The sequence below is a fragment of the Bradyrhizobium sp. STM 3562 genome (genome assembly GCF_045571435.1).
Classification (GTDB): domain Bacteria; phylum Pseudomonadota; class Alphaproteobacteria; order Rhizobiales; family Xanthobacteraceae; genus Bradyrhizobium.
In genome coordinates, this window is sequence record NZ_CP120694.1 from 2,837,142 (window position 1) to 2,856,200 (window position 19,059).

Here is a 19,059-nt window from a genome sequence, read left to right on the forward strand (position 1 = left end):
GGTTCCCTGTACAACCTCAGCGGCATGCGGTCGCTTCCCAATCTTAACAAAAGAAACTACTCTAGCCGCCATTTCGGAAATTCAAATTCGATTGGGTGCGGGCATTCATACTTGCAGGGAGTATTCAAAATGTCAGCCGAGGAAAGACGAGCGAAGGAAAAACCCGCGAAGGAAAAATCAGCCGACGAAAGACCGGCTCAGGCAGCAGCGGGGGAAAAGCTGGCGCGGGAAGTAGCCCCGGTAAAAATCCCGGAGGCGATACCGGCGGAAGCAAGATCAGTCGACGCGAAACCAGGTGAGACAAGAGCAGTTGAGGTAAGACCACCCGAGCGAAAACTGAAAAGGGCGATTACGCTCGGTGGTGGCGGGCCGGCTGCAGGACTGCACATTGGCGTTCTGGACGCCCTTGCCGCCAAAGATATAACCTTCGATGTTTGGGCGTTGTCCTGCATCGGCGCATGGGTCGGCATTGTTTACAATCAGTTCGACCAGAAGGAAGTCGCAAACAAGGACAGACCCGAAAAGACGTATCAGTTCTTTAGGGATGGCGTCTTTCGCGACGATGAAAGCTACGAACACTTCCCCATAAATACAGTGTTCGGGCCGGACTGGGGCAGTATCCGCAAGGCATTGAGCACCTTCGTGAGGGAGCCCAGCAACTACAACGATTTTATGTGGGATCCATATAAGGTCTTGGAGGCCTACCAGAGCTCCATGTCGTTCCTGCTTGACCGGATGCCCGACAAGAAGGACGGGAAGACGCTGAAGAAATGGGACAAGGGCGACATAAATAAATGGATTCTCAATGAGGTGATGGCGCCCAATCCCTTCGTCCGTTATCTGACGTCGATGATGTATCTGTCCAATGTCACGGGCTTGTCCAGGATCAATTATCCGGACAGCGAGTTCATGAAGGGCATAAACTTTGCCGAGCTGAAAAAGTGTAAGTCAACCATCTTCCACAACGCCTGGAATCTCGACGATCAGAGGCTCGCGTTGTTCTGCAACCGTCGGATGGAAGATCCAGAATACGTGGGGGACATCACCGCATCCACGTTATGCGCCTGTTCGGCTCTCCCGTACATCGAAGAAACCGTGAAGATCGGGACAAAGACGTACTGTGAGGGCGCTCTCGTTGATACGGTAAACTTCGAGAGTCTGCTCCAGGAACATGGTGATCTCGACGAGATATGGGTGAGCAGGATCGTAGATACGAAGCAAATCCGAAAACCAAAGAATCTTCACGACGCCCTGGCAAATCTTTGCCAGTTGTTTGCCGCCACTGTCGGTGAAGATGACGTCAGGCTGTTCAAGTACCACGTCAAATACGACGGGCCTCGCAAGTGGACTGGCACGGTCGTTGAGATCCATGTGCCCGCGCATATCAATTTCAAATGGAATCACAGCAATCTCGATCATGGACGAGCCTTGGGGAGGGCTGCAGCGGAGGAAGCAATCGCGGCGTATCAAGCAGCCGGCAAGAAGTTCAAGGAAGAAAACCTAGCTGTGCGGTTCATTAACGAGAATCCGGCGAGGGACAAGAAGGTGCGTGCGCGCCTGACTGAAGTTCTTGGGCGAGCGGGAATAAATAGAAACCGGCTGATAGAAGCGATACAGACGGCAAAACCCGACATGGATCAGCAGCTTCTGTTGCAGAAAATTGGCTGGTGGGTCGATGCCGAGGGCCAGCGGCTCGAGCCGAACGGCAAAGGTGAATTTCCGGACGGCGCGATCCCGTACGCCATCTTTGCACTCAGCAATCCTGACGTGAGAAGGCAATATAACGTGCTTGCCCCAGGTCCTTCCTTGGACCGACTGTAGTCGAGCTCACCGCAACTGATCGAGCACAGCCTTTGCTTGCTTGAGGTCCTGCGTCTCGAATCCTTCGGTGAACCAGCCGTAGACCGGCGCGAGGAGATTGATCGCTTCCTCGCGCCGGCCACGCTCCATCCACAACCTGGCAAGATCGACCGCGGCTCGAAGTTCGAGGATCCTCGCATGCTGGCTTCTTGCGATACCCAAGGCCTTCTGCAGCAACTCGGCGCCGTCATCCGGCGCATCGCAGAGGATCATCGTGCGCGCCTTCAGCCGGCACAGCTCGGCCTCGAATATCCGCTCGCTGCTGCGGCTTGTCGTCGTGAACCCCTGCTCGACGACGGCTAGCGCAGTCTCGTATTCCTGACTCAGCAGTAAGGCAGGACACAACAATACATAGAGGGCCGTGATACCTAGCTGGTAACCCGCGCCACGATGTTCATCCATGGCGGCGCGAATCTCCTCGGTGGCGCGGGACGATGGATTGAGCAACGCGACGCATATGCCATGGACCGCGCGCGCCAATCCGCGCCACTGGCGGAACCCGTGCTCCTCGCAGAGGAGGCGACAGCGCTCCGCATGCCGCTGCGCCATCGGTATCTCGCCGCGAAGCAGGTGGACGACGGAAGCATAGTAGCAGGCATAGGCTTGCGAATGGGGATGGTTGATCGCGTCAGCACGTTGAACTGCGGCATCGATACGCATGATCGCGGAATCGATATCGCCAAGCAGCCACAGCACCCATGACATCAGCGCAAGGTCGGCTACGCCGGCATCCTGGCCGGCCGCTCGCGCGGCTAGTCTCTCTGCCTCACTGCTTGCCTCGAATTCCGCGACAGCGCGTTCGATGGCCGCGCGGGCGTCAACAAGGCGTCCCATGAAAAGACGAATCATCGCCTGACCGCGGGTCGCGTTGAGCAGCGCCGCCCGGTCGCCGCGCGCTTCAGCAAGATGAAGCAAGGCGGCGATGGTTTCCTGGGCGACCGGCAATTCGCCGCGCATGACACTGGCGGTGGTCAGCCAGAACATCACTTGCAGTTGCTCGGGGGGATCTCCGAGGCGCTCGCATAACTCGCGCGCACGCGTGAAGGTCGCCACGGCCTTGTTCGAGGCCGGTCCCTGGGTCGCGATCAGGCACGGCCCGAGCGCGACCTGGAAATCAAGCTCCAGCCGGTCCTTTCGCGAACCCTCGGGCAGATGGGAGCAGGCCTCGATGCCCCGCTCCAGATGTACGATAGCTTCGAGATTGGCGGAGCGCATGGCCGCCTTCTTGCCGGCCTGCAGCCAGTATCCGGTGGCCTTCTCGAACAAGCCCGACTCGGTGAGGTGATGCGCGACGGTCTCGGGTTGAGCTTCGACGATCTCTGGGAAGCGCCGCTCGAACGCGTCCGCGATCGTGGCATGCAGCGCCGCGCGCCGACTCTTCAACAGGCCCGAATAGGCGGCATCGCGCACGAGCACATGCTTGAACGTGTAAACCGCCCTGGGGATCTCGCCGCGGCAGAATATCAGCTCCGATCGGACCAGTTGGGCGAGCGCTTCCTCAAGGCGATCCGCAGGTAGGCCAGCCACAATGCTCAGCAGTTCGTAGGAGAACTCGCGGCCCACCACGGCGCCGATCTGGGCGACCTCCCGCACGGGGGCGAGGCGATCCAGCCTTGCCATGAGCGAAGCGTGTAACGTCGTCGGTATCGCCATCGCGGGCAGCGGACGGTTGAGGACATAGTGGTCGTCCCGCTCCTCCAGCATCCCGGTTTCGAGAACGGTCTTGGTCAGTTCCTCGACGAACAGGGGCACGCCATCGGTACGGGCCAGGATCTGGTCCATGACCTCGGCCGGCAGCATCTTGCCGGCCGTGACCCGCTCGACCAACGCCGCCCCGTTGCGTCGGTTGAGGCGCGTCAGCGAGACGGTCGTCACATGCGCATGCCCCGGCCAGGGCGGCATGAATTCCGGTCTCGCGGTGATGAGGATCAGCGCCCGAAGCTGCGGCACCCGTTCCATCGTCAGCGTGAGCAGCTCCAGCGACGTCGGATCCGCCCAATGGGCATCCTCAAAAATAACGAAGACGGGCTGACGCGCCGTTAGGGCCTCGAACTGAGTCAGAAGAGCGGCAAGCGTCACCTCCTTGCGCCGCTGCGGGGTCATCTCCGGGGCGTGATAGCGATCACTGGTCGGCACCGACAAGAGGTTCGCTAGAGGCGGCACGACCTGCTCCGGGGCCGCCCCGGAGCGCACGAGCAATGCCTCGAGCTTTGCGAATTTCGTCTCCGGCAGGTCGGTTCGCTCGAACCGGGCGGCCCGGTCGAGCTGACGAATGAAGGGGTAAAGCGCGCTGTGGGTGTGATGCGCCGAGCAGAAATGGCGCACCGTGATGTGGGGCTCGGTGTCCTTGAGCCGTTCTTCGAGCGCCAGGGAAATGTGCGACTTGCCGATGCCCGGCTCGCCGGTCAACACCACCACGCTGCCCTCGCCACGCACGGAATTGTGCCAGCGGCGCAGCAGCAGCTCGATTTCCTCGTCCCGGCCGATCGGCGGCGTCAGTCGAGCTTTGTGCTGCGCCTCGAAGCGGCTTTCCGCGCTCGTAGCACCGAGCGCTTCCCAGGCCGGCAGGGGCTCCGCCCAGCCCTTCAGCATGACGGGGCCGACATTGCGACATTCGAAATGACCCTCGGTCAATCGGCGCGTATTCCCGCAGATCAGAACCGATCCGGGCATCGCCAGCGACTGCAGCCGCGCCGCCAGGTTCGGCGTCTCGCCAATGACCGATTGTTCCTTGGCCGCGCCTTCCCCGGTGAGATCGCCGACCACCACCATGCCGGTCGCGATCCCGACCCGAACCTGAAGCGGGGTGCCGATGTCGGTCTTGAGCTTCGTGACCGCGTCGACCGAGGCCAGTCCGGCGCGTATCGCCTGTTCGGCATCATCCTCATGCGCCCGGGGGAAGCCGAAATAGGCGAGCACGCCATCGCCCATGTAGCGGGCGATGACGCCCTCGCTCTTCGCGATGACATCGCTGATGCAGGCGTGATAGGCGCCAATGACCGCACGCAAGTCTTCGGGGTCAAGACGGGCCGACAATGCCGAGGAGCCCACCAGGTCGCAGAACATCACCGTGAGCTGGCGCCGCTCGGCGCCGTTCCGTGGTGCATGGGCGGTGGCTGTTTGCGCGGCTTGAGGGGCTTGCCCCCTCAGTTCGGAAATGGCGCGCAGCATCTTGCGCCGATGTCCCAGCAGGACGCCGAGGTCCTTGAGATCCTGCTCCGTCAGATCGCCAAGGACCGACAGATCGATCGCATTTTCGACGAAGCGCTCGGCGTATTCACTCAAGCCGATCGATGCTAGCCACTCCGCAATCGGTGTCATGGCGAACCTATGGCCCGGGTCGCGACAATAGCAACGTTTATACAGCATGCGAAGGCCCTCGGCTCCTCAACGGCCGTTACAACAGGCTCCTTGCCGTGCCCATGATAGGGCGAGACGAGGGCGGCAAATGTGAGCAGGTTCGCAATTGCGGCAAAGGATACCGCTGCTGCGGTATTCGCGCCAGCTTAGCTCGGCCGCGGAGAGCCCGACGCGGCCTGAACAAGAAGGCCTTGTGCCGCAGAAGCGTCAGACCCTGACAACGCACGGTGCAGCCCCAGCACCACACTTCCGCGCAACCCACGGTTGTTTCGGCTCTTTGCGAGGTCGTGGCCGGCGGCGTTGAGCGAGGTGACCATGGCGGCCTTAACTGGGTCCAAAGGCCTTGAAGGTGATGATGGTGTGGGTGTCCTGGATGCCGGGGAGCGTCTGCACCTTCTCGTTGACGAAATGGCCGATGTCGGTGTCCTTGTCGACATAGAACTTGACCAGCAGGTCGTAATCACCGGCGGTGGAATAGATCTCGGAGGCAATCTCGGCTTCCGCAAGCGCGTTGGCGACGGCGTAGGACTGGCCGAGTTTGCACTTGATCTGAACGAAGAACGGAACCATCGCGATCGCCTCCTTGAGAATTGCGGCCCAGTATAGCGGGCGCAGCGAGCCGGGTGCCGCCTCGTCGGGCTGGGACACGCCGCTCAAACTTGCTGTAATCCGCTCCCCGCGCTAGGACAAGCCATGATCACGCCCGTCGCGCTCACGATCGCCGGCTCGGATTCCTCCGGCGGCGCCGGCATTCAGGCCGACCTGAAGACCTTTGCCGCGCTCGGCGTCTATGGCGCCTCCGTGATCACGGCGCTGACCGCACAGAATACGCGCGGCGTCGCGGCAATCCATCCGGTGCCCGCAGACTTTGTCACGGCGCAGCTCGAGGCGGTGCTCGGCGATCTCGACGTCGGGGCGGTCAAGATCGGGATGGTGGGCGCGCGCGCGACCATTGAGGCGATCGTTGCTGCGCTCAAGCGCTTCCCGCCAAGGCGCGTCGTGCTCGATCCCGTGATGATCGCGAGCTCCGGCGAGCGGTTGTTGCCGGCGGATGCCGTCGACGCATTGCGCACCAAGCTCATTCCCTGCGCTAGCATCATCACGCCCAACCTGCCGGAGGCGGCCGTATTGCTGAGCGAGCCGGTCGCTTCAAGCGATGCAGCGATCGAGTGCCAGGGCAGGCGGCTGTTGTCGCTTGGATGTCCCTTCGTCCTGATCAAGGGCGGACATGGGCATGGCAACGAGAGCATCGACTATCTGATCGCTGCCGACAGCACGCTGCCGCTTTCCGGGCCGCGCATCGCCACCGTCAATACCCATGGGACCGGATGCACACTCGCTTCCGCCATCGCCGCGGGACTCGCCAAGGGCGAGGACATGGCGACTGCGGTCCGCAACGCCAAGGCGTTCATCGGCGGCGCCATCGCCGCGGCCGACCGCTTTGCGGTCGGTCACGGCCATGCACCGGTGCATCATTTCCACCGCTTCTACTGACTGAAGGAGACGCGGCGCGCGAGACGAAGCGGCAGGTCCTGATTCCGCTTGAGCTCGGACCCGTGCCCTCATTGCTTCTGCTGCTCCTGAGGCCTCGGCGAGGCCTCGGCAGCGCCGTAGAGACCGGCGGCGATGGCCTGAGCCATCCGCAGGTGCCTCAGCACGACCGGCAGGATGTCGGACGCGAAATTCTTCAGCTCCGCATTCTCGCCCGAGCCGATTTCATATTCCAGGAGCTGTGCCGCCTTCTGATGATCGATCATCTGGCCCTGGATGTAGGCGCGGTCGAACTCGGCGCCGCTCGCTTGCTCAAGCTGCCTACGCATGGCCGCGTGTTCTGCATCGAGCCCGGCGGGCAGACGAATCCCATCCGCTTGCGCGAGCGCCGACAGGCGGTCATTGGCGCCGCCGTGGTCCTGGATCATCTGCTGGGCAAACTCCTGCACCGGGCGGCTTGATGCCTTTTGTGTCGCGAGCCTCGCCATGTCCACTTCCGCCGCACCGCCGATCGCCGCTCCACGGGTGAAGGTCCGGTCCGCCACATTGGTCTGGCGAGAGGCAGGCACGCCGGGGGCGGATTCCTTGGTGCCGGGCGCCATGCCGGCCGGATTGCCCGGCGCCGGGCCCGCCGGGTTGGTCGACTGGGCCCATGCCGGCGCAGCAAGTGCCAGCATCAGCAGAGCTGTGAGCAGCGTGACGGCGGGAAGACGGATCATTTCAATCTCCTTCTGCTGCATACGGTGTCTCGCCGCAATTCACAGCGTGAGCATGTAGGCGACCAGCGAATCCTTCTCGTCCTGCGAGAGCTTCAAGCCCAGCACGAGGTTGAAGAACTCGACCGTATCGGCGAGCGTCGGCAGCCGCCCGTCGTGCATGTATGGCGGGGAGTCCTTGATGCCGCGCAGCGTGAACGTCTTGATTGGTCCATCCGGCAGCATCACCAGGCCATTGACGGTCTGGCCGATGTCGTAGAAGCGCTCGAGCTTCAAATCGTGCATGTTGTTGTCCATGAAGGACGTCTGCGGCACATGGCATGCGGCGCAGCGGCCCTTGCCCAGGAACACCCGCTCTCCGGCCAGCTCCTGCTGCGTCGCTTTGCTGGGATCGAGGCGGCCGCTTGGATCGAGCTTCGGGGCCGGCGGGAAATCGATGATGTTCTGCATCTGCGCCATCATCGGCACCTGATCGAAGCGGTCGGGCAGGTTCACGCCCTTGCGCTGGGCGCTGACGTGGTCGCCGTTGAAGTACGCGGTGCGCTGCTCGAACTGCGTAAAATCCTCGACCGAGCGCAGCGAGCGCTTGGAGCCGTGGATCTGCTGGTTGAACAGGCCACGCAGGCTCACCGTATCGAGGCGGAAGCGCGCCGCCTGCGGCCGCACGTCCGGCGTCTGGTGGAAAGCCGCATTGGTGTGGAAATTCGCGTGGCAGTCGAGGCAGGTGACGCCGAGGCTCTGGTCGGCGCTCTTGCGATCCTCGGTCTGGTTGAATTCCTCTTGCGGGAAGGGCGTGAGCAACAGGCGCAAGCCTTCCATCTGCACCGGCGTGAGAATGCCGACCATCAATTGGTAATAGTTCTTGATGGTCAAAAGCTGCCCGTGCGAGACGTCGCCGAGCTCGGGATGGCTCGTGAGGAAAATCGGCGGCGGGAACTCCGGCGTGAACCGGTCCGGAAGATCGAAATCGACGTCGAAGCGCCTGATGTTGCGCCCCTCCTGCCGGTTGATCTCGTCGATCTGATTGTTCGGGAAGACCTGGCCGCCGGTCGCCTGCTTCACATGCGGCAACGGCATGAAGCCTGCGGGCAACAGGCCGCGCTCGCGGATCTCATCCGGCGTCATCGAGGAGAGACTGTCCCAGGTCACGCCCGCCGGCAATTTGACGCGGACGCCGCCCTGCACGGGCTTTCGCCCGCCTGACATCATCACATTGGGAATCGGGTGATCGGACAAATCATAGCGTTGCTCCAGAACTGCACGCTGGCGCTCCATCACCTGCGGTTTCTGCGCCTCGTCGTTGGCCTTGACGACGTCGAGCGGCAGCGTCGGCAGTGGCCTGTAGGTCGCATCAGGCGGCAGGGAATCGGCGAGGGCGGCAGCCGCGAGCACAGCCGCGCCGGCCAGCGGAAGAAAGAGTGTGAACTTTTTGGACACGACGGCCTCCGAATTCGGGGCACGCGGGAGTATGCTGCACCCCCCGTGCAGATGCGGAGGCGAACGCCGGGCATTTTTGTTTGTTCCTATTTTTTCGCTTCGTCAGCGCGATGGTCGATCTGGACGGTGGCGGTCATTCCGGCGGCGAGGACGACGCCCGGCGGGAGAGCGTCGATATCGATGCGGACAGGAATGCGCTGTGCCAGGCGAACCCAGGTAAAGATCGGGTTAACCGTAGCGATACCCTGATTGTTGGGCTGCGCATTTGGAACGTTGATCGCGCGGGCGATGCTGTTGACGTGGCCACGCACGATCTGATGATGGCCCATCAGCTTGATTTGCGCGGGATCGCCGACCTGGACCGAGGTGAGGTTCGTCTCCTCGAAATATCCGTCGACCCAGAACGAATTGCTATCGACGACTGAAATTGTGTTCACGCCGGCATTTACGTAGTCACCGGTCTGGGCCAGGAGGTTCGTCACATATCCGTCGACCGGGGAGAGGATGCGCGTGCGCTCGAGATTGACTTGGGCCTGGCGGAGGAGGGCTCTCTGTCGCGCCAGCGTCGCCTTGGCCCCCAGCTTCTGCGCCTTCAGCAGTTCGACTTGGCGCAATACCTGGTCGAGACTGTCTTGTGCCGAGCGCAGCGCCGCTTCCTGCTCATTGAGCTGCGAAGCGGACTGCTGTGCATTCTGAACGGTGCCCGATCCATCCTTCGCCAGCGCCTCATAGCGCTTGGCCTGCTGCTGCGCGAACACGAGCGCAGCTTGCTCGCGGTCGCGCTGGGCCGTGCTGGCCCTGATCTGTGCTTGCTGAACATCGATCTGCGCTTCGATGCTGTGCACGCTTGCTTGCGCCTGTTGCACCGCCGCCTCGGCCTGACTGACGGCAATGCTATAGTTGGTCGGGTCAATCGTCATGATAAGATCACCCGTGCGTACGTATTTGTTGTCGACGATGTTCAGTTCGACGATGCGCCCTGACACCTCCGGCGCGAGTGTAACAACGTAGGCTCGCACGGTGCCGTCACGCGTCCACGGCGTTCCGTCATAGACGCGCCACATCGCCCAGCCGAGCGCGCCAGCAAGCGCGACCGTTGTCGAGGTCACGAGAACCGGAAGGATTTTCTTGTGGGGTCCGGCGAATGCGGAGGAGTCCGGCGGAAGGAGCAGAGCCGCGTCGTCATCCGCCGTATTGCTATCTCTTTCAGTGACAGTCATGACGCGGCCCAAGGAGCGACGAGCAGGATCCAAGATGAGAGAATGATGACGTAGACGGCGAACATGAACAGAGCCGGATGCCAGACATGTTGCGGCCAGTTGAAGCGACTGAGAATGCGTCGCAGCGCCATCGTGAGCAGCCACGCTGCAATCATGATGGGCGAGATGGGGGCAACGTAGACGCCGAACAGGTTGATTTCGGCAAACCTCATCGAACCGCTCCTGCGGGCAAGCGGGAAGCAGGTCTGGAGAGCGCTTCGGCGAAAGCCAAAATATGACCCCGCGCCCGCAGCGCCGTGGCGGTCTCTGTGCCGCGAGCCAAGGCAGGGCGATGCTCAAGCTGATGCAGTTGTGAGATTGCGAGGGCGTTGTTTCCCCGCGCGAAGGCCTCGAGCGCGGCGCCGAACTCCGCCGCAATGCCAAGGCGCGGAGCCAGGCCTTTAAGGCCGATGATCCTCGTTCCCGTCGATAGCGCGATCAGCAACCGCTCGCGCAGCAGCGGTTCGGCCTCATCGGGGAATGCTGCGAGCCTGGCATAGGTGCGGCGCTCCCAATCCTGTCGTCGTATCGAGCGGGGCACGATCGCAAGTCGGCGCAGGTCCTGCAGCGTAAGGGCGAACAGGCGACGCGCGCGCTGCGCTGGCGAGAGTGGCGGCAACAGGCTCAGCGCGAGCGGCGCGAGGATGCAGCCGGCCATGATCGGCAGGGCGGAGTTGTAGAATTGTCCTGGGTCGTAGCTCATCTGATTGGTGGGCTGGATGAGCGGCATGAAGAGCACAGCGACAACGGTGAGCACGAGCACGGTTCTCATGTCCTGGCTGCGGGCCAAGCCGAACCCGACAGGAACGACAAACAGGCCGATGGCAACGCAAAACGCCGGAAAGATCGAGAGGGCGGGCAGCACTGCGAATTTCATGATCGCCGCGCAGGGGATGACCGCCGCGGTACCAAGCGCAAAAGCCAGGGCGCCTCCGTAGGCCAGATCGCCTCTGGGCGCGACCAATAAGAGTACGATCGCGGCGAACACCATTGCCGAGCCGCCGTCCGGCCACGCGGTCACGATCCAGAACAGCGCGGCAGCACCTATCGCGATGAATGCTCGGATGGCGTTGATGAAAGCGGGTTTCCAATCGGCGATGCTCATCGGCGGGCCGGGCGGTATCGGGCGAGAACGGTCGGAGACGTTGACGAGCAGAGCCAGCCCGTCGAGCACGTCCGATATACCGGCGAGGACCTTGGCCGTCTCGTCGGCGAGCAGCCGCTGCGAGGGCGTCCGGGAAGGATTTGCGAGCAGGGCGCGCACCGCCTGCTCGCAAAGTTGGCGCAGGGCGATCGGGTCGCTCATGCAGCTTTCCGGCGAGCCCGAGGCCGATTGGAGCACGAGCGGAACGTTGCGCAGGACGGCCGCGACGTATTGTCGGTCCGCCTCGTCGCCCAAGCGATTTAGATGTGTCGCAACTTCGCGCCAGCCGTCCAGCGCCCGGAACAGGCCGCGGACGCCCGCTTGCAGCGCAGAACGGCGGGCGCGCACATAAGCGGATTCTCCGATCGCCTGATCGATCATCGGCTCGACGGCGATCATGCGTCGGGCAAACTCCCGCTGACCCTCGCGCGTGTCGAGCTTGCCCTCTCCTCGCAGCGTGCGAGAAAATTGGGTCGCGATCTCTGCGGCCAGATCGGCGAATGATGTCGCCACGCGGGACCTTGCGCTGCCGAAATCTGTTCCGGCGAAGACAACGGCGGCGCTTGCGATCCCAATGCAAATCGTGCTGGCGCGGGAGACCGCGAGCAGGAAGACGTCCGAACTAGCGCCGCCCGTCGCGCCGAGCGTATCGGCGGCGATAATCACGGCCGTGTAGCCGGCGAGCGCCGCGGCGTAGGAAGCGAAGTTGGGCAACGCGGTGGCGAGGAACGCGCAGGTTGCAGCCCAGAGAGCCAGGAGGCCGAGAAAGGCGATCCGATCCTGCGGAAAGCAGGCGGTCAGCACCACGATCATGCCGGCACCGACCACAGTGCCGACCATCCGGAACCAGGCCTTGCGCAGTGAGGCCCCGAGCTGCGGCTGCGATACGATCGCCGCGGAGGCTCCGGCCCAAGACGGATTGTCGAGCTGGAGCCAGAACGCGATCAACAGCCCCAGACAAAGCGATAGCCACAGTCGGGCTCCGAAGAAAAATGGCGCCCCTGCGGCGCTCACCGCATCGGTCAAGCTCCGGCGGAATCCGGACAGGGCCGCGCTCGCGAACATGCCAGGACCGTAGCCAAGTCAAATCGAGCGGGTATTTCCCAAGCGCAGTCTTTTTTTGATTTCGCACGCCGCCCCCTGCGCAAGCACAGCTACGGTGTGCCGGTGATCGAAACGGCGGCTTGACGAGCCTGTCGATCCCGCCATTGTCCGCGATGTCTTGAGCTCACTCTCGGAGAAGCTGTGATGACCGCGGCCGAACGATCGCAATTGGTCCTCGCTTTCGCGAGAACGCTCTATGTCAACGGACAAGCCACGGAGCAGACGATCGGCGCCGCGGAGAAGCTCGCACGCGCGCTCGACCTGCGCGCGACGATCTTGCCGCGCTGGGGCGTGCTGCAGCTCCTGGCCGACGACGAGCAGGGCACTCTGACGGCCCAGGTCGCGGCCGATCCTGCCGGCGTCGAGATGGACCGCGTGGCGTCCGCGATGCGTGCCGTCGACGCCGTCGAGGCGGGGCGGCTCACGCCCGATGCCGCGATGAGGCGGATCGGAGAGATCTCGCGCGCGGCGCCGGCGCCGACATGGCTGTTCGCGCTCGCCGCGGGCGCAGGCGCGGTGGCGCTTGCGGTGATTTTCGGCGTTCGGCATGTCCCGGCGGCGGCCTTGATCTTTGTCAGCGCGGGGGCCGGCGCATTCCTGCGCCGCGCCGTTGGCCGTCTCAGCACGAACCTCTTCCTGCAACCGTTTGGCGCAGCGCTTCTCGCCGGCGTCATCGGCGCGCTGGCAGTCCGGTATGATCTGAGCTCGTCGTTGCGCCTCGTTGCGGTCTGTCCGTGCATGGTCCTGGTGCCGGGTCCGCATGTCCTCAATGGCGCGCTCGATTTCATCAACGGCCGCATCGCCCTTGGCGCCACCCGCTTGACCTATGCGGCGCTGATCGTGCTGGCGATCTCGGTCGGACTGCTGCTAGGACTTGCACTGCTGGGTGTCTCGCTGCCGGCCGATCCTGCGGGAAGGGCTGTGCCACTCTGGCAAGACGTCATCGCCGCCGGCGTCGCCGTAGCCGCCTACAGCGTCTTCTTTTCCACGCCGCTGCGCATGCTGCCTTGGCCGGTTGTGGTGGGCATGGTCGCCCACGCTTTGCGTTGGCTTGCGCTGACGCAGTTTGGCCTTAGTGCCGCGACCGGCGCCTTGATCGCCTGCGTTGTGGTGGCACTGATCCTCACGCCAGTCTCGCGGCGAACGCACATGCCGTTTGCCGCGATCGGTTTTGCTTCCGTGGTGTCGATGATACCCGGCGTCTACCTGTTCAGGATGGCGAGCGGGCTCCTGCAAATCGCGAGCGGCACCCAGCCGACGCTCGAACTGCTCGGCGCAACGATGGCCGACGGATTGACCGCCGCGATCATCATCCTGGCAATGAGCTTCGGCCTCGTCATCCCAAAGATGGCCATCGACCGTGTCAGCGATCGCTTTGCGTCGGGCAAGTCATAGAAACCAGCATCGCTGGAGAGCTGCGGCGTGCTCCGGTCCAAACCATGCATCTCCGATCGTGGCTTGGATATCCTACGTTAAGGCCGGCTGCCCAATTCTCGGGCAAAGTGACTTTGTTCCTCATTTCGTTTGCGGCGACCAAAGCGGCCGCGGGGCGGTTCCGATGCGGATGTACCATCGCGGCCACTCACACCGTGGCAGCTCAAAGGAGGTGCGCCATGCTCGCCGAAAAGTTCTTTCTTGTCCTGGAAGCCCTCATGAAGAGCCGCGAGTATCCCCACGGAGGAAGCCCTAGCGGCAAGAGCGGCTCACCTCACGTGCCAATCGAGGTGAAAACTGGGCGCACGGAAACGCCAACGGCTTAAGTGTGCAGTGCAATCGCACGTTAGACCAGCTGCGCATTACGGTCGCGGAACCGAAACTTTCCTAACCCAGGTGAATTTATCTTGCGGGGCTTGCAGAGCGTGGAGACGAGCCATGCAGCTTCCGTCCTGGGGTGACCTGTTCCTCGCCTCGGCGGTCACAGGCGCCGCCTTCCTGGTCGAGATCGGAATTTTTCTCCTGTTGGGGGTGATCTGAAACAAGCGCTCAAACCTAGCCTTACGAGCAGCCTTTGACGTTGCTGCACTTGCCCGATCGCGATGATCCTCTCACCGAGGTCGTCGCGAAAAGGATATCCCTGCAGAGATGTCCAGGATGGCGATGAAGGAGCTTGGCAACGCGCGCTGCTCAAGCGGCCTGGAGCTTCATCTTCGCGCTGAGGTGCCCCTCGTAGGAAGTCTCACCGCGGACCGGCTTGATTGGCCGGCTCGCCCTTCGAAGCCGAGCAGGCGGGATATCTTTGCTCCCGCCTCTACCACAAGCTTCGCGAATTCGGCGACCTTCTCCTCATTGACGCGGGCACTCGGCCCATAGATCCCGACCGATCCAATCACGCTGCCCCGATGATCGAAATAGGGAGCGGATGCCGCCACCGCCCCGACAAAGATCTCGCCGCGGCTGATGGTGTAACCTTTTCTCTTGGCGGACCGCAGGGGCTCCTCGAGCTGCGCACGAGCTTCTTTCGGCAGCCGCTCGAGAAACTCGGCCTGGCGTTCAGGATCCATGAAGGCGAGCATCGCCTTGCCGGTCGCGCCCTGGGCCAGCGTCAGGGAATCGCCGATGCCCCGGCTGATCGATAACACGTGCCGGCTTTCGTATTCGAGGATACAGATGCCACGATCTTCCTCGATCCGAAATAGCGCCGCCGTCTCACCCGTCCTGTCGCGCAAGTCCTCAACCACCGGCCGGGCCACGTGGACGACATCGAGCGCCTTGAGCCAGACATGGGCGAGGCTCATCACGCCATGGGCGAGACGAAACCGCTGCGGATCGCCTTCGGCCTCGATCAGGCCGCGCGAAGCCAAGGTGTGAAGCAGACGGTAGAGCGTCGGCCGGCTCAAGCCTACTCGCTTCTGCAGTTCGACGACGCTCATCAGCGGCTGCTCCACCGTGAAGGACTGCAGGATCGCGATGGAGCGGTCCACGGCGCGGACGCTCGTCATCCCTGCATCTTCGACTTTGGATTTGCGTGGCTTAGCCATAGCGCCTGCTGACTGAAAGCGTGGGCCTTCGACTCGCGTGGCAGACTAGCGAAGGGCTGCGCGCCGATACAGCGAAAAGCCTGCAATTCCCGAGCCGATCCGCAAGCTTTGCAACCGCGCCACATCTCACCGTTGCGTCCGCTGTGCCGCGTCGACGGACGCCCCTTGCCTTGGCCTCGTTTTCATGGAATCAATTTATGAGAACGATGTCCATACAATGGACACACAACGGGGAAGGAGATTGGCGATGGATCTGCCAGGATCCGGAACGACGCGCGTGCTCGGCCGCGCCGTCCTGGTTTCGCTCGCGCTGATAATTGGCGCCGCGCTGGACGAAGCCGAAGCAGGAGAGCCGGCCATTTCAGACGGTGTCGTGAAGATCGGTGTCTTGGGCGACTACGGCAGCGGACGCGATCTGGGCGGTCCCGGCTCCGTCACTGCAGCCAGGCTCGCCGCCGAGGATTTCAAAAATCAGGTGCTCGGCAGGCCGATCGAGATCATTTCCGCCGATCACCAGAACAAGCCCGACATCGCCGTCGGCATCGCCAAGAAGTGGTTCGACCTCCAGCATGTCGATGCGGTGACCGATCTCGCCGTGAGCTCGGTCGGGCTCGCGGTCGCCGCGCTGGCGACCCAGAGCAATCGATCCGCACTCGTCTCGGGGGCGGCGACCTCGGACCTGACGGGACCGAATTGTTCTCCCGTCATCACGCATTGGGCCGACGACACCTATGCCTTGTCGGCTGGCCTGGTCAGGGAAGTGAGCGCGCGCGTGGCGAAGGACTGGTTTTTCGTCGCGGTCGACTATTCCTTCGGAAGCTCGATGTTGAAGGACGGTACCAACGCGCTGAATGCGAGCGGAGGCAAACTGGTCGGCAGCGTGCGTTTTCCCTTCAACACCACCGACTTCTCGTCATTCCTCCTGGCGGCCCAGGCTTCGCGAGCCAAGGTGATCGCACTTGCAAGCACGGGCGCCGATACCGTCAATGCGGTCAAGCAGACCCATGAGTTCGGTCTGCAGGCGGGCGGACAGACCATCGTCGGCATGCTGACCTTCATCGCGGACGTGCATGCGATGGGTCTGAAGACCGCAGAGGGTATGTATGTCGCGTCCCAATATTACTGGGATGACGACGAAACCAGCCGCGCCTTCGCGCAGCGCTTCTTTGCGGTTGAGAACCGCATGCCGACCAAGCTGCAGGCCGCAACCTACGTGGCCGTCCGCCACTATTTGAAGGCCATTCAATCGGCCGGAACGGATGACACCAAGGCGGTCAATGCAGAGATGCGGCGGCTTCCCGTCGATTTCTTCGGCCGCCCGGCACGCATCCGTCCCGATGGTCGCGTGATCTACGATCTCTCGCTCTATCGCGTGAAGTCACCGCGCGCGAGCAGGTATCCATGGGATTATTACGAGAGGATATCGACGATCCCCGGTGATCGGGCTTTCCGTCCCGAAGGCGAGGGCGGATGCAATCTCGGCAAGTCCTGACGCGAGATGCGTCCCATCATCACGAGCAAGGTCAATGAACAGGAGATGCGCCCCATGACGCAGAAGGATATCGACGGGCTCGTTGACGTCAAGAACGGCTTCATCAGCCGCGAGCTGTTTGTCGACGCCGACATTTACAAGGAGGAGCTTGGCAAGCTGTTCACCCGCGCCTGGCTGCTGGTCGGCCACGAGAGCCTGGTGCCGAACCCTGGCGATTTCTACACCTCGCGGATGGGCGAGGAGTCGGTCATCCTCTGCCGCGACAAGAAAGGCGAGATTCACGTCTTCCTGAACTCGTGTCGTCATCGCGGCATGAAAGTCTGCCGCTATGAGCAAGGCAACACGTCGCTGTTCACCTGTCCCTACCATAGCTGGACCTACACCACCGACGGCAAGCTGCAGGGCGTTCCGCTCTACAAGTCACTCTATGACGGCGTGCTGGATCGCGAGGCCAATTCCCTGGTCTCGGTCGCAAGGCTCTGCAATTACAAGGGTTCGATCTGGGCGACGTGGGATAAGGATGCGCCGGACTTTTTGACGTATCTCGGCGATGCCAAGGCCCATCTTGATCAGGCGCTGGACTGCCGCGACGGGCGCGAGGGCGGCTCCGAGGTCATCGGAGTGCACAAATGGGTGTTTCCGGCCAACTGGAAGTTCGCCGCGGAAAACTTTCTCGGTGACACCTATCACAACCCGAGCCACCGTTCCGTCGATCTGATCGGGATCGGACCAAGCGCGGTCTCCGGCAAGAAGGGCCGGCGCGACAATGAACTCGAACACGCCCAGCACGTCTGGATCAGTTTTCCGGCCGGGCATGGCGTGCACAGCGCGATCCAGCCCGAGGCGAACGAATACGTCGAGTCGTTTCTCGACAATCCGGTTCTCGAGCAATATTTCCGCCATTGCTACGAGGAACGAAAACGGCGCCTGGGCGATGGCGCGCGCCTGATGCCGTTCGTCGGCACGATCTTCCCGAACACCTCCTATCACGGCCGGCAGCCGCGCGGACTTTGCGCCTGGCATCCGCACAGTCCGACCTCGACGGAAGCCTGGCGCTTCTTCCTGGTCGACAAGGACGCGCCGTCGGAGGTGAAGGACTATCTGCGGCACTATTACATGCGCTATTCGGGACCGGCCGGCATGACCGAGCAGGACGACATCGAGAACTGGCTCTATGCGACTGCCGCGAGCACGGGGACCATCGCGCGCCGCTATCCCTTCAACTATCAGCAATCGATGGGAGCCTATACGACCGATCATGCGCTGGGAGGCGAGCTCAGTCTGCAAGTCACAGAGCAGATCGCGCGGGGCTTCTACCGGCGCTGGGCCTCCTACATGCGCGACGCGGACTGGGGGGAACTGCTCGGCCTTGCGGCCGGCAACAGGGAGGCTGCCGAATGAGCGCAGCCGCAAAAGTCGTCATCGTGACCGGCGGCACGTTCGGGATCGGCCGTGCGATCACACTGGGTCTGGCCGGTCGAGGGCACAACGTCGTGGCCTTCGGGCTGGAGTCGCCACAGGCTTCGAGCATTGCCCAGAGTGCGATACCCGGCCTGCGGCAGGAACTGGAGCGCCAGGATTTGCAGGCCGACCTGCTGGAAGCGGATGTATCGTTGGCGGCTGATGTCGAGCGGGTGGTGAACTTCACTCTTGACCGGTTCGGCCGCATCGACGGTCTCGTCAACAACGCTGCGATCGGCCCCCTGGGCACGGTCCTCGACACCGACGAGGCGCTGTTCGACCGGATCATCGCGGTCAACCTCAAGGGGCCGTACCTCACCTGCCGCGCCGTGCTGCCGCACATGATCCGCCAGGGTGGAGGCTCGATTGTCAACATCGGCTCCGGCGCGGGCTGGGGAAAGCCGAACATGGCCGTTTACTGCGCCAGCAAAGGCGGGCTGGTCGCGCTCGGAGCCGCGACGGCGTACGATTTCCTGCATCATCGCGTGAAGATCAACACGGTGATCCCCGGCGGCGGAGGCATCGTCAGCGGCATGAGTCTCGGCCGCGCCGGCGGCGATCGCAGCAAGGTGGGTATCGGCGCGCCCGGCACCGCTGCCGGCCGACCGGCGACCGGTGACGACATCGCAAACGTGGTTGCGTTCCTGCTGTCTCCCGAAGCGGAGGCGATCTCGGGAACCGTGATTGACGTCGGCTGCTTCGCGCATCAGGGCGGGCCGGTCCCCGCGAAGCCGGCTAGTCGGTAACACTCAGATCT

14 protein-coding genes are annotated in these 19,059 nt (G+C 62.9%); 6 read left to right on the forward strand and 8 right to left on the reverse strand.

Going from position 1 to position 19,059, the window contains the following annotated elements:
- Positions 1 to 129: 129 nt before the first annotated feature.
- Complete coding sequence (locus P6U23_RS12945) at positions 130 to 1,821, forward strand: patatin-like phospholipase family protein (RefSeq protein ID WP_407180136.1); 1,692 nt, start codon at positions 130 to 132, stop codon at positions 1,819 to 1,821.
- A 6-nt stretch (positions 1,822 to 1,827) separates the two neighbouring features.
- Here P6U23_RS12945 and P6U23_RS12950 read toward each other — a convergent pair whose 3' ends face one another.
- Positions 1,828 to 5,181, reverse strand: a complete 3,354-nt coding sequence (locus P6U23_RS12950) for an AAA family ATPase (RefSeq protein ID WP_407180137.1) — start codon at positions 5,179 to 5,181, stop codon at positions 1,828 to 1,830.
- A gap of 363 nt (positions 5,182 to 5,544) precedes the next feature.
- Positions 5,545 to 5,790: an Lrp/AsnC ligand binding domain-containing protein gene (locus P6U23_RS12955; protein ID WP_407181437.1), complete on the reverse strand. Its 246-nt coding sequence runs from the start codon at positions 5,788 to 5,790 to the stop codon at positions 5,545 to 5,547.
- A 123-nt stretch (positions 5,791 to 5,913) separates the two neighbouring features.
- Between P6U23_RS12955 and thiD the strand changes: the two genes are divergently transcribed.
- A complete protein-coding gene (thiD, locus tag P6U23_RS12960) occupies positions 5,914 to 6,714 on the forward strand; it encodes a bifunctional hydroxymethylpyrimidine kinase/phosphomethylpyrimidine kinase (protein ID WP_407180138.1) in 801 nt (266 codons plus the stop codon).
- 68 nt (positions 6,715 to 6,782) lie between these two features.
- Here the strand turns inward: thiD and P6U23_RS12965 are convergent, their stop codons facing one another.
- From P6U23_RS12965 to P6U23_RS12985, 5 genes are all read right to left on the reverse strand, one after another.
- The gene (locus P6U23_RS12965; RefSeq protein ID WP_407180139.1) at positions 6,783 to 7,430 is read right to left on the reverse strand and encodes a DUF4142 domain-containing protein; all 648 of its coding nucleotides are present in this window, start codon (positions 7,428 to 7,430) and stop codon (positions 6,783 to 6,785) included.
- Positions 7,431 to 7,469: 39 nt separating this feature from the next.
- Positions 7,470 to 8,864, reverse strand: coding sequence for a cytochrome B6 (locus tag P6U23_RS12970; RefSeq protein ID WP_407180140.1), 1,395 nt, complete (start codon positions 8,862 to 8,864; stop codon positions 7,470 to 7,472).
- Positions 8,865 to 8,950: 86 nt separating this feature from the next.
- Positions 8,951 to 10,096, reverse strand: a complete 1,146-nt coding sequence (locus P6U23_RS12975; protein WP_407180141.1) for an HlyD family secretion protein — start codon at positions 10,094 to 10,096, stop codon at positions 8,951 to 8,953.
- The gene (locus P6U23_RS12980; RefSeq protein ID WP_407180142.1) at positions 10,081 to 10,296 is read right to left on the reverse strand and encodes a DUF1656 domain-containing protein; all 216 of its coding nucleotides are present in this window, start codon (positions 10,294 to 10,296) and stop codon (positions 10,081 to 10,083) included. Before P6U23_RS12980 ends, P6U23_RS12975 begins: the two co-directional genes overlap by 16 nt.
- Entirely contained in the window at positions 10,293 to 12,293 is a 2,001-nt protein-coding gene (locus P6U23_RS12985) for an FUSC family protein (RefSeq protein WP_407180143.1), read from the reverse strand. The genes P6U23_RS12980 and P6U23_RS12985 overlap by 4 nt, the downstream gene beginning before the upstream one ends.
- Before the next feature lie 222 nt (positions 12,294 to 12,515).
- Here P6U23_RS12985 and P6U23_RS12990 point away from each other — a divergent pair, with 222 nt between their 5' ends.
- Positions 12,516 to 13,766 (forward strand): threonine/serine exporter ThrE family protein, encoded by a 1,251-nt coding sequence (locus P6U23_RS12990; protein WP_407180144.1) that lies wholly within the window; start codon positions 12,516 to 12,518, stop codon positions 13,764 to 13,766.
- Between the two features lie 746 nt (positions 13,767 to 14,512).
- Here the strand turns inward: P6U23_RS12990 and P6U23_RS12995 are convergent.
- Entirely contained in the window at positions 14,513 to 15,310 is a 798-nt protein-coding gene (locus P6U23_RS12995; RefSeq protein ID WP_407180145.1) for an IclR family transcriptional regulator, read from the reverse strand.
- 286 nt (positions 15,311 to 15,596) lie between these two features.
- Between P6U23_RS12995 and P6U23_RS13000 the strand changes: the two genes are divergently transcribed.
- Genes P6U23_RS13000 through P6U23_RS13010 form a run of 3 tightly spaced genes read left to right on the forward strand, consistent with a single transcriptional unit; the run spans position 15,597 to position 19,048 of the window.
- Positions 15,597 to 16,841 (forward strand): ABC transporter substrate-binding protein, encoded by a 1,245-nt coding sequence (locus tag P6U23_RS13000; protein WP_407180146.1) that lies wholly within the window; start codon positions 15,597 to 15,599, stop codon positions 16,839 to 16,841.
- A gap of 54 nt (positions 16,842 to 16,895) precedes the next feature.
- Positions 16,896 to 18,242: an aromatic ring-hydroxylating oxygenase subunit alpha gene (locus tag P6U23_RS13005; protein WP_407180147.1), complete on the forward strand. Its 1,347-nt coding sequence runs from the start codon at positions 16,896 to 16,898 to the stop codon at positions 18,240 to 18,242.
- Positions 18,239 to 19,048, forward strand: coding sequence for an SDR family NAD(P)-dependent oxidoreductase (locus P6U23_RS13010; RefSeq protein WP_407180148.1), 810 nt, complete (start codon positions 18,239 to 18,241; stop codon positions 19,046 to 19,048). The genes P6U23_RS13005 and P6U23_RS13010 overlap by 4 nt, the downstream gene beginning before the upstream one ends.
- Positions 19,049 to 19,059 lie beyond the last annotated feature (11 nt).

Coding starts and splice junctions, on each gene's coding strand:
- P6U23_RS12945 (WP_407180136.1), top strand. CDS start 130: ATGTCAGCCGAGGAAAGACGAGCGAAGGAAAAACCCGCGAAGGAAAAA.
- P6U23_RS12950 (WP_407180137.1), bottom strand. CDS start 5,181: ATGACACCGATTGCGGAGTGGCTAGCATCGATCGGCTTGAGTGAATAC.
- P6U23_RS12955 (WP_407181437.1), bottom strand. CDS start 5,790: ATGGTTCCGTTCTTCGTTCAGATCAAGTGCAAACTCGGCCAGTCCTAC.
- thiD (WP_407180138.1), top strand. CDS start 5,914: ATGATCACGCCCGTCGCGCTCACGATCGCCGGCTCGGATTCCTCCGGC.
- P6U23_RS12965 (WP_407180139.1), bottom strand. CDS start 7,430: ATGATCCGTCTTCCCGCCGTCACGCTGCTCACAGCTCTGCTGATGCTG.
- P6U23_RS12980 (WP_407180142.1), bottom strand. CDS start 10,296: ATGAGGTTTGCCGAAATCAACCTGTTCGGCGTCTACGTTGCCCCCATC.
- P6U23_RS12990 (WP_407180144.1), top strand. CDS start 12,516: ATGACCGCGGCCGAACGATCGCAATTGGTCCTCGCTTTCGCGAGAACG.
- P6U23_RS12995 (WP_407180145.1), bottom strand. CDS start 15,310: ATGACGAGCGTCCGCGCCGTGGACCGCTCCATCGCGATCCTGCAGTCC.
- P6U23_RS13000 (WP_407180146.1), top strand. CDS start 15,597: ATGGATCTGCCAGGATCCGGAACGACGCGCGTGCTCGGCCGCGCCGTC.
- P6U23_RS13005 (WP_407180147.1), top strand. CDS start 16,896: ATGACGCAGAAGGATATCGACGGGCTCGTTGACGTCAAGAACGGCTTC.
- P6U23_RS13010 (WP_407180148.1), top strand. CDS start 18,239: ATGAGCGCAGCCGCAAAAGTCGTCATCGTGACCGGCGGCACGTTCGGG.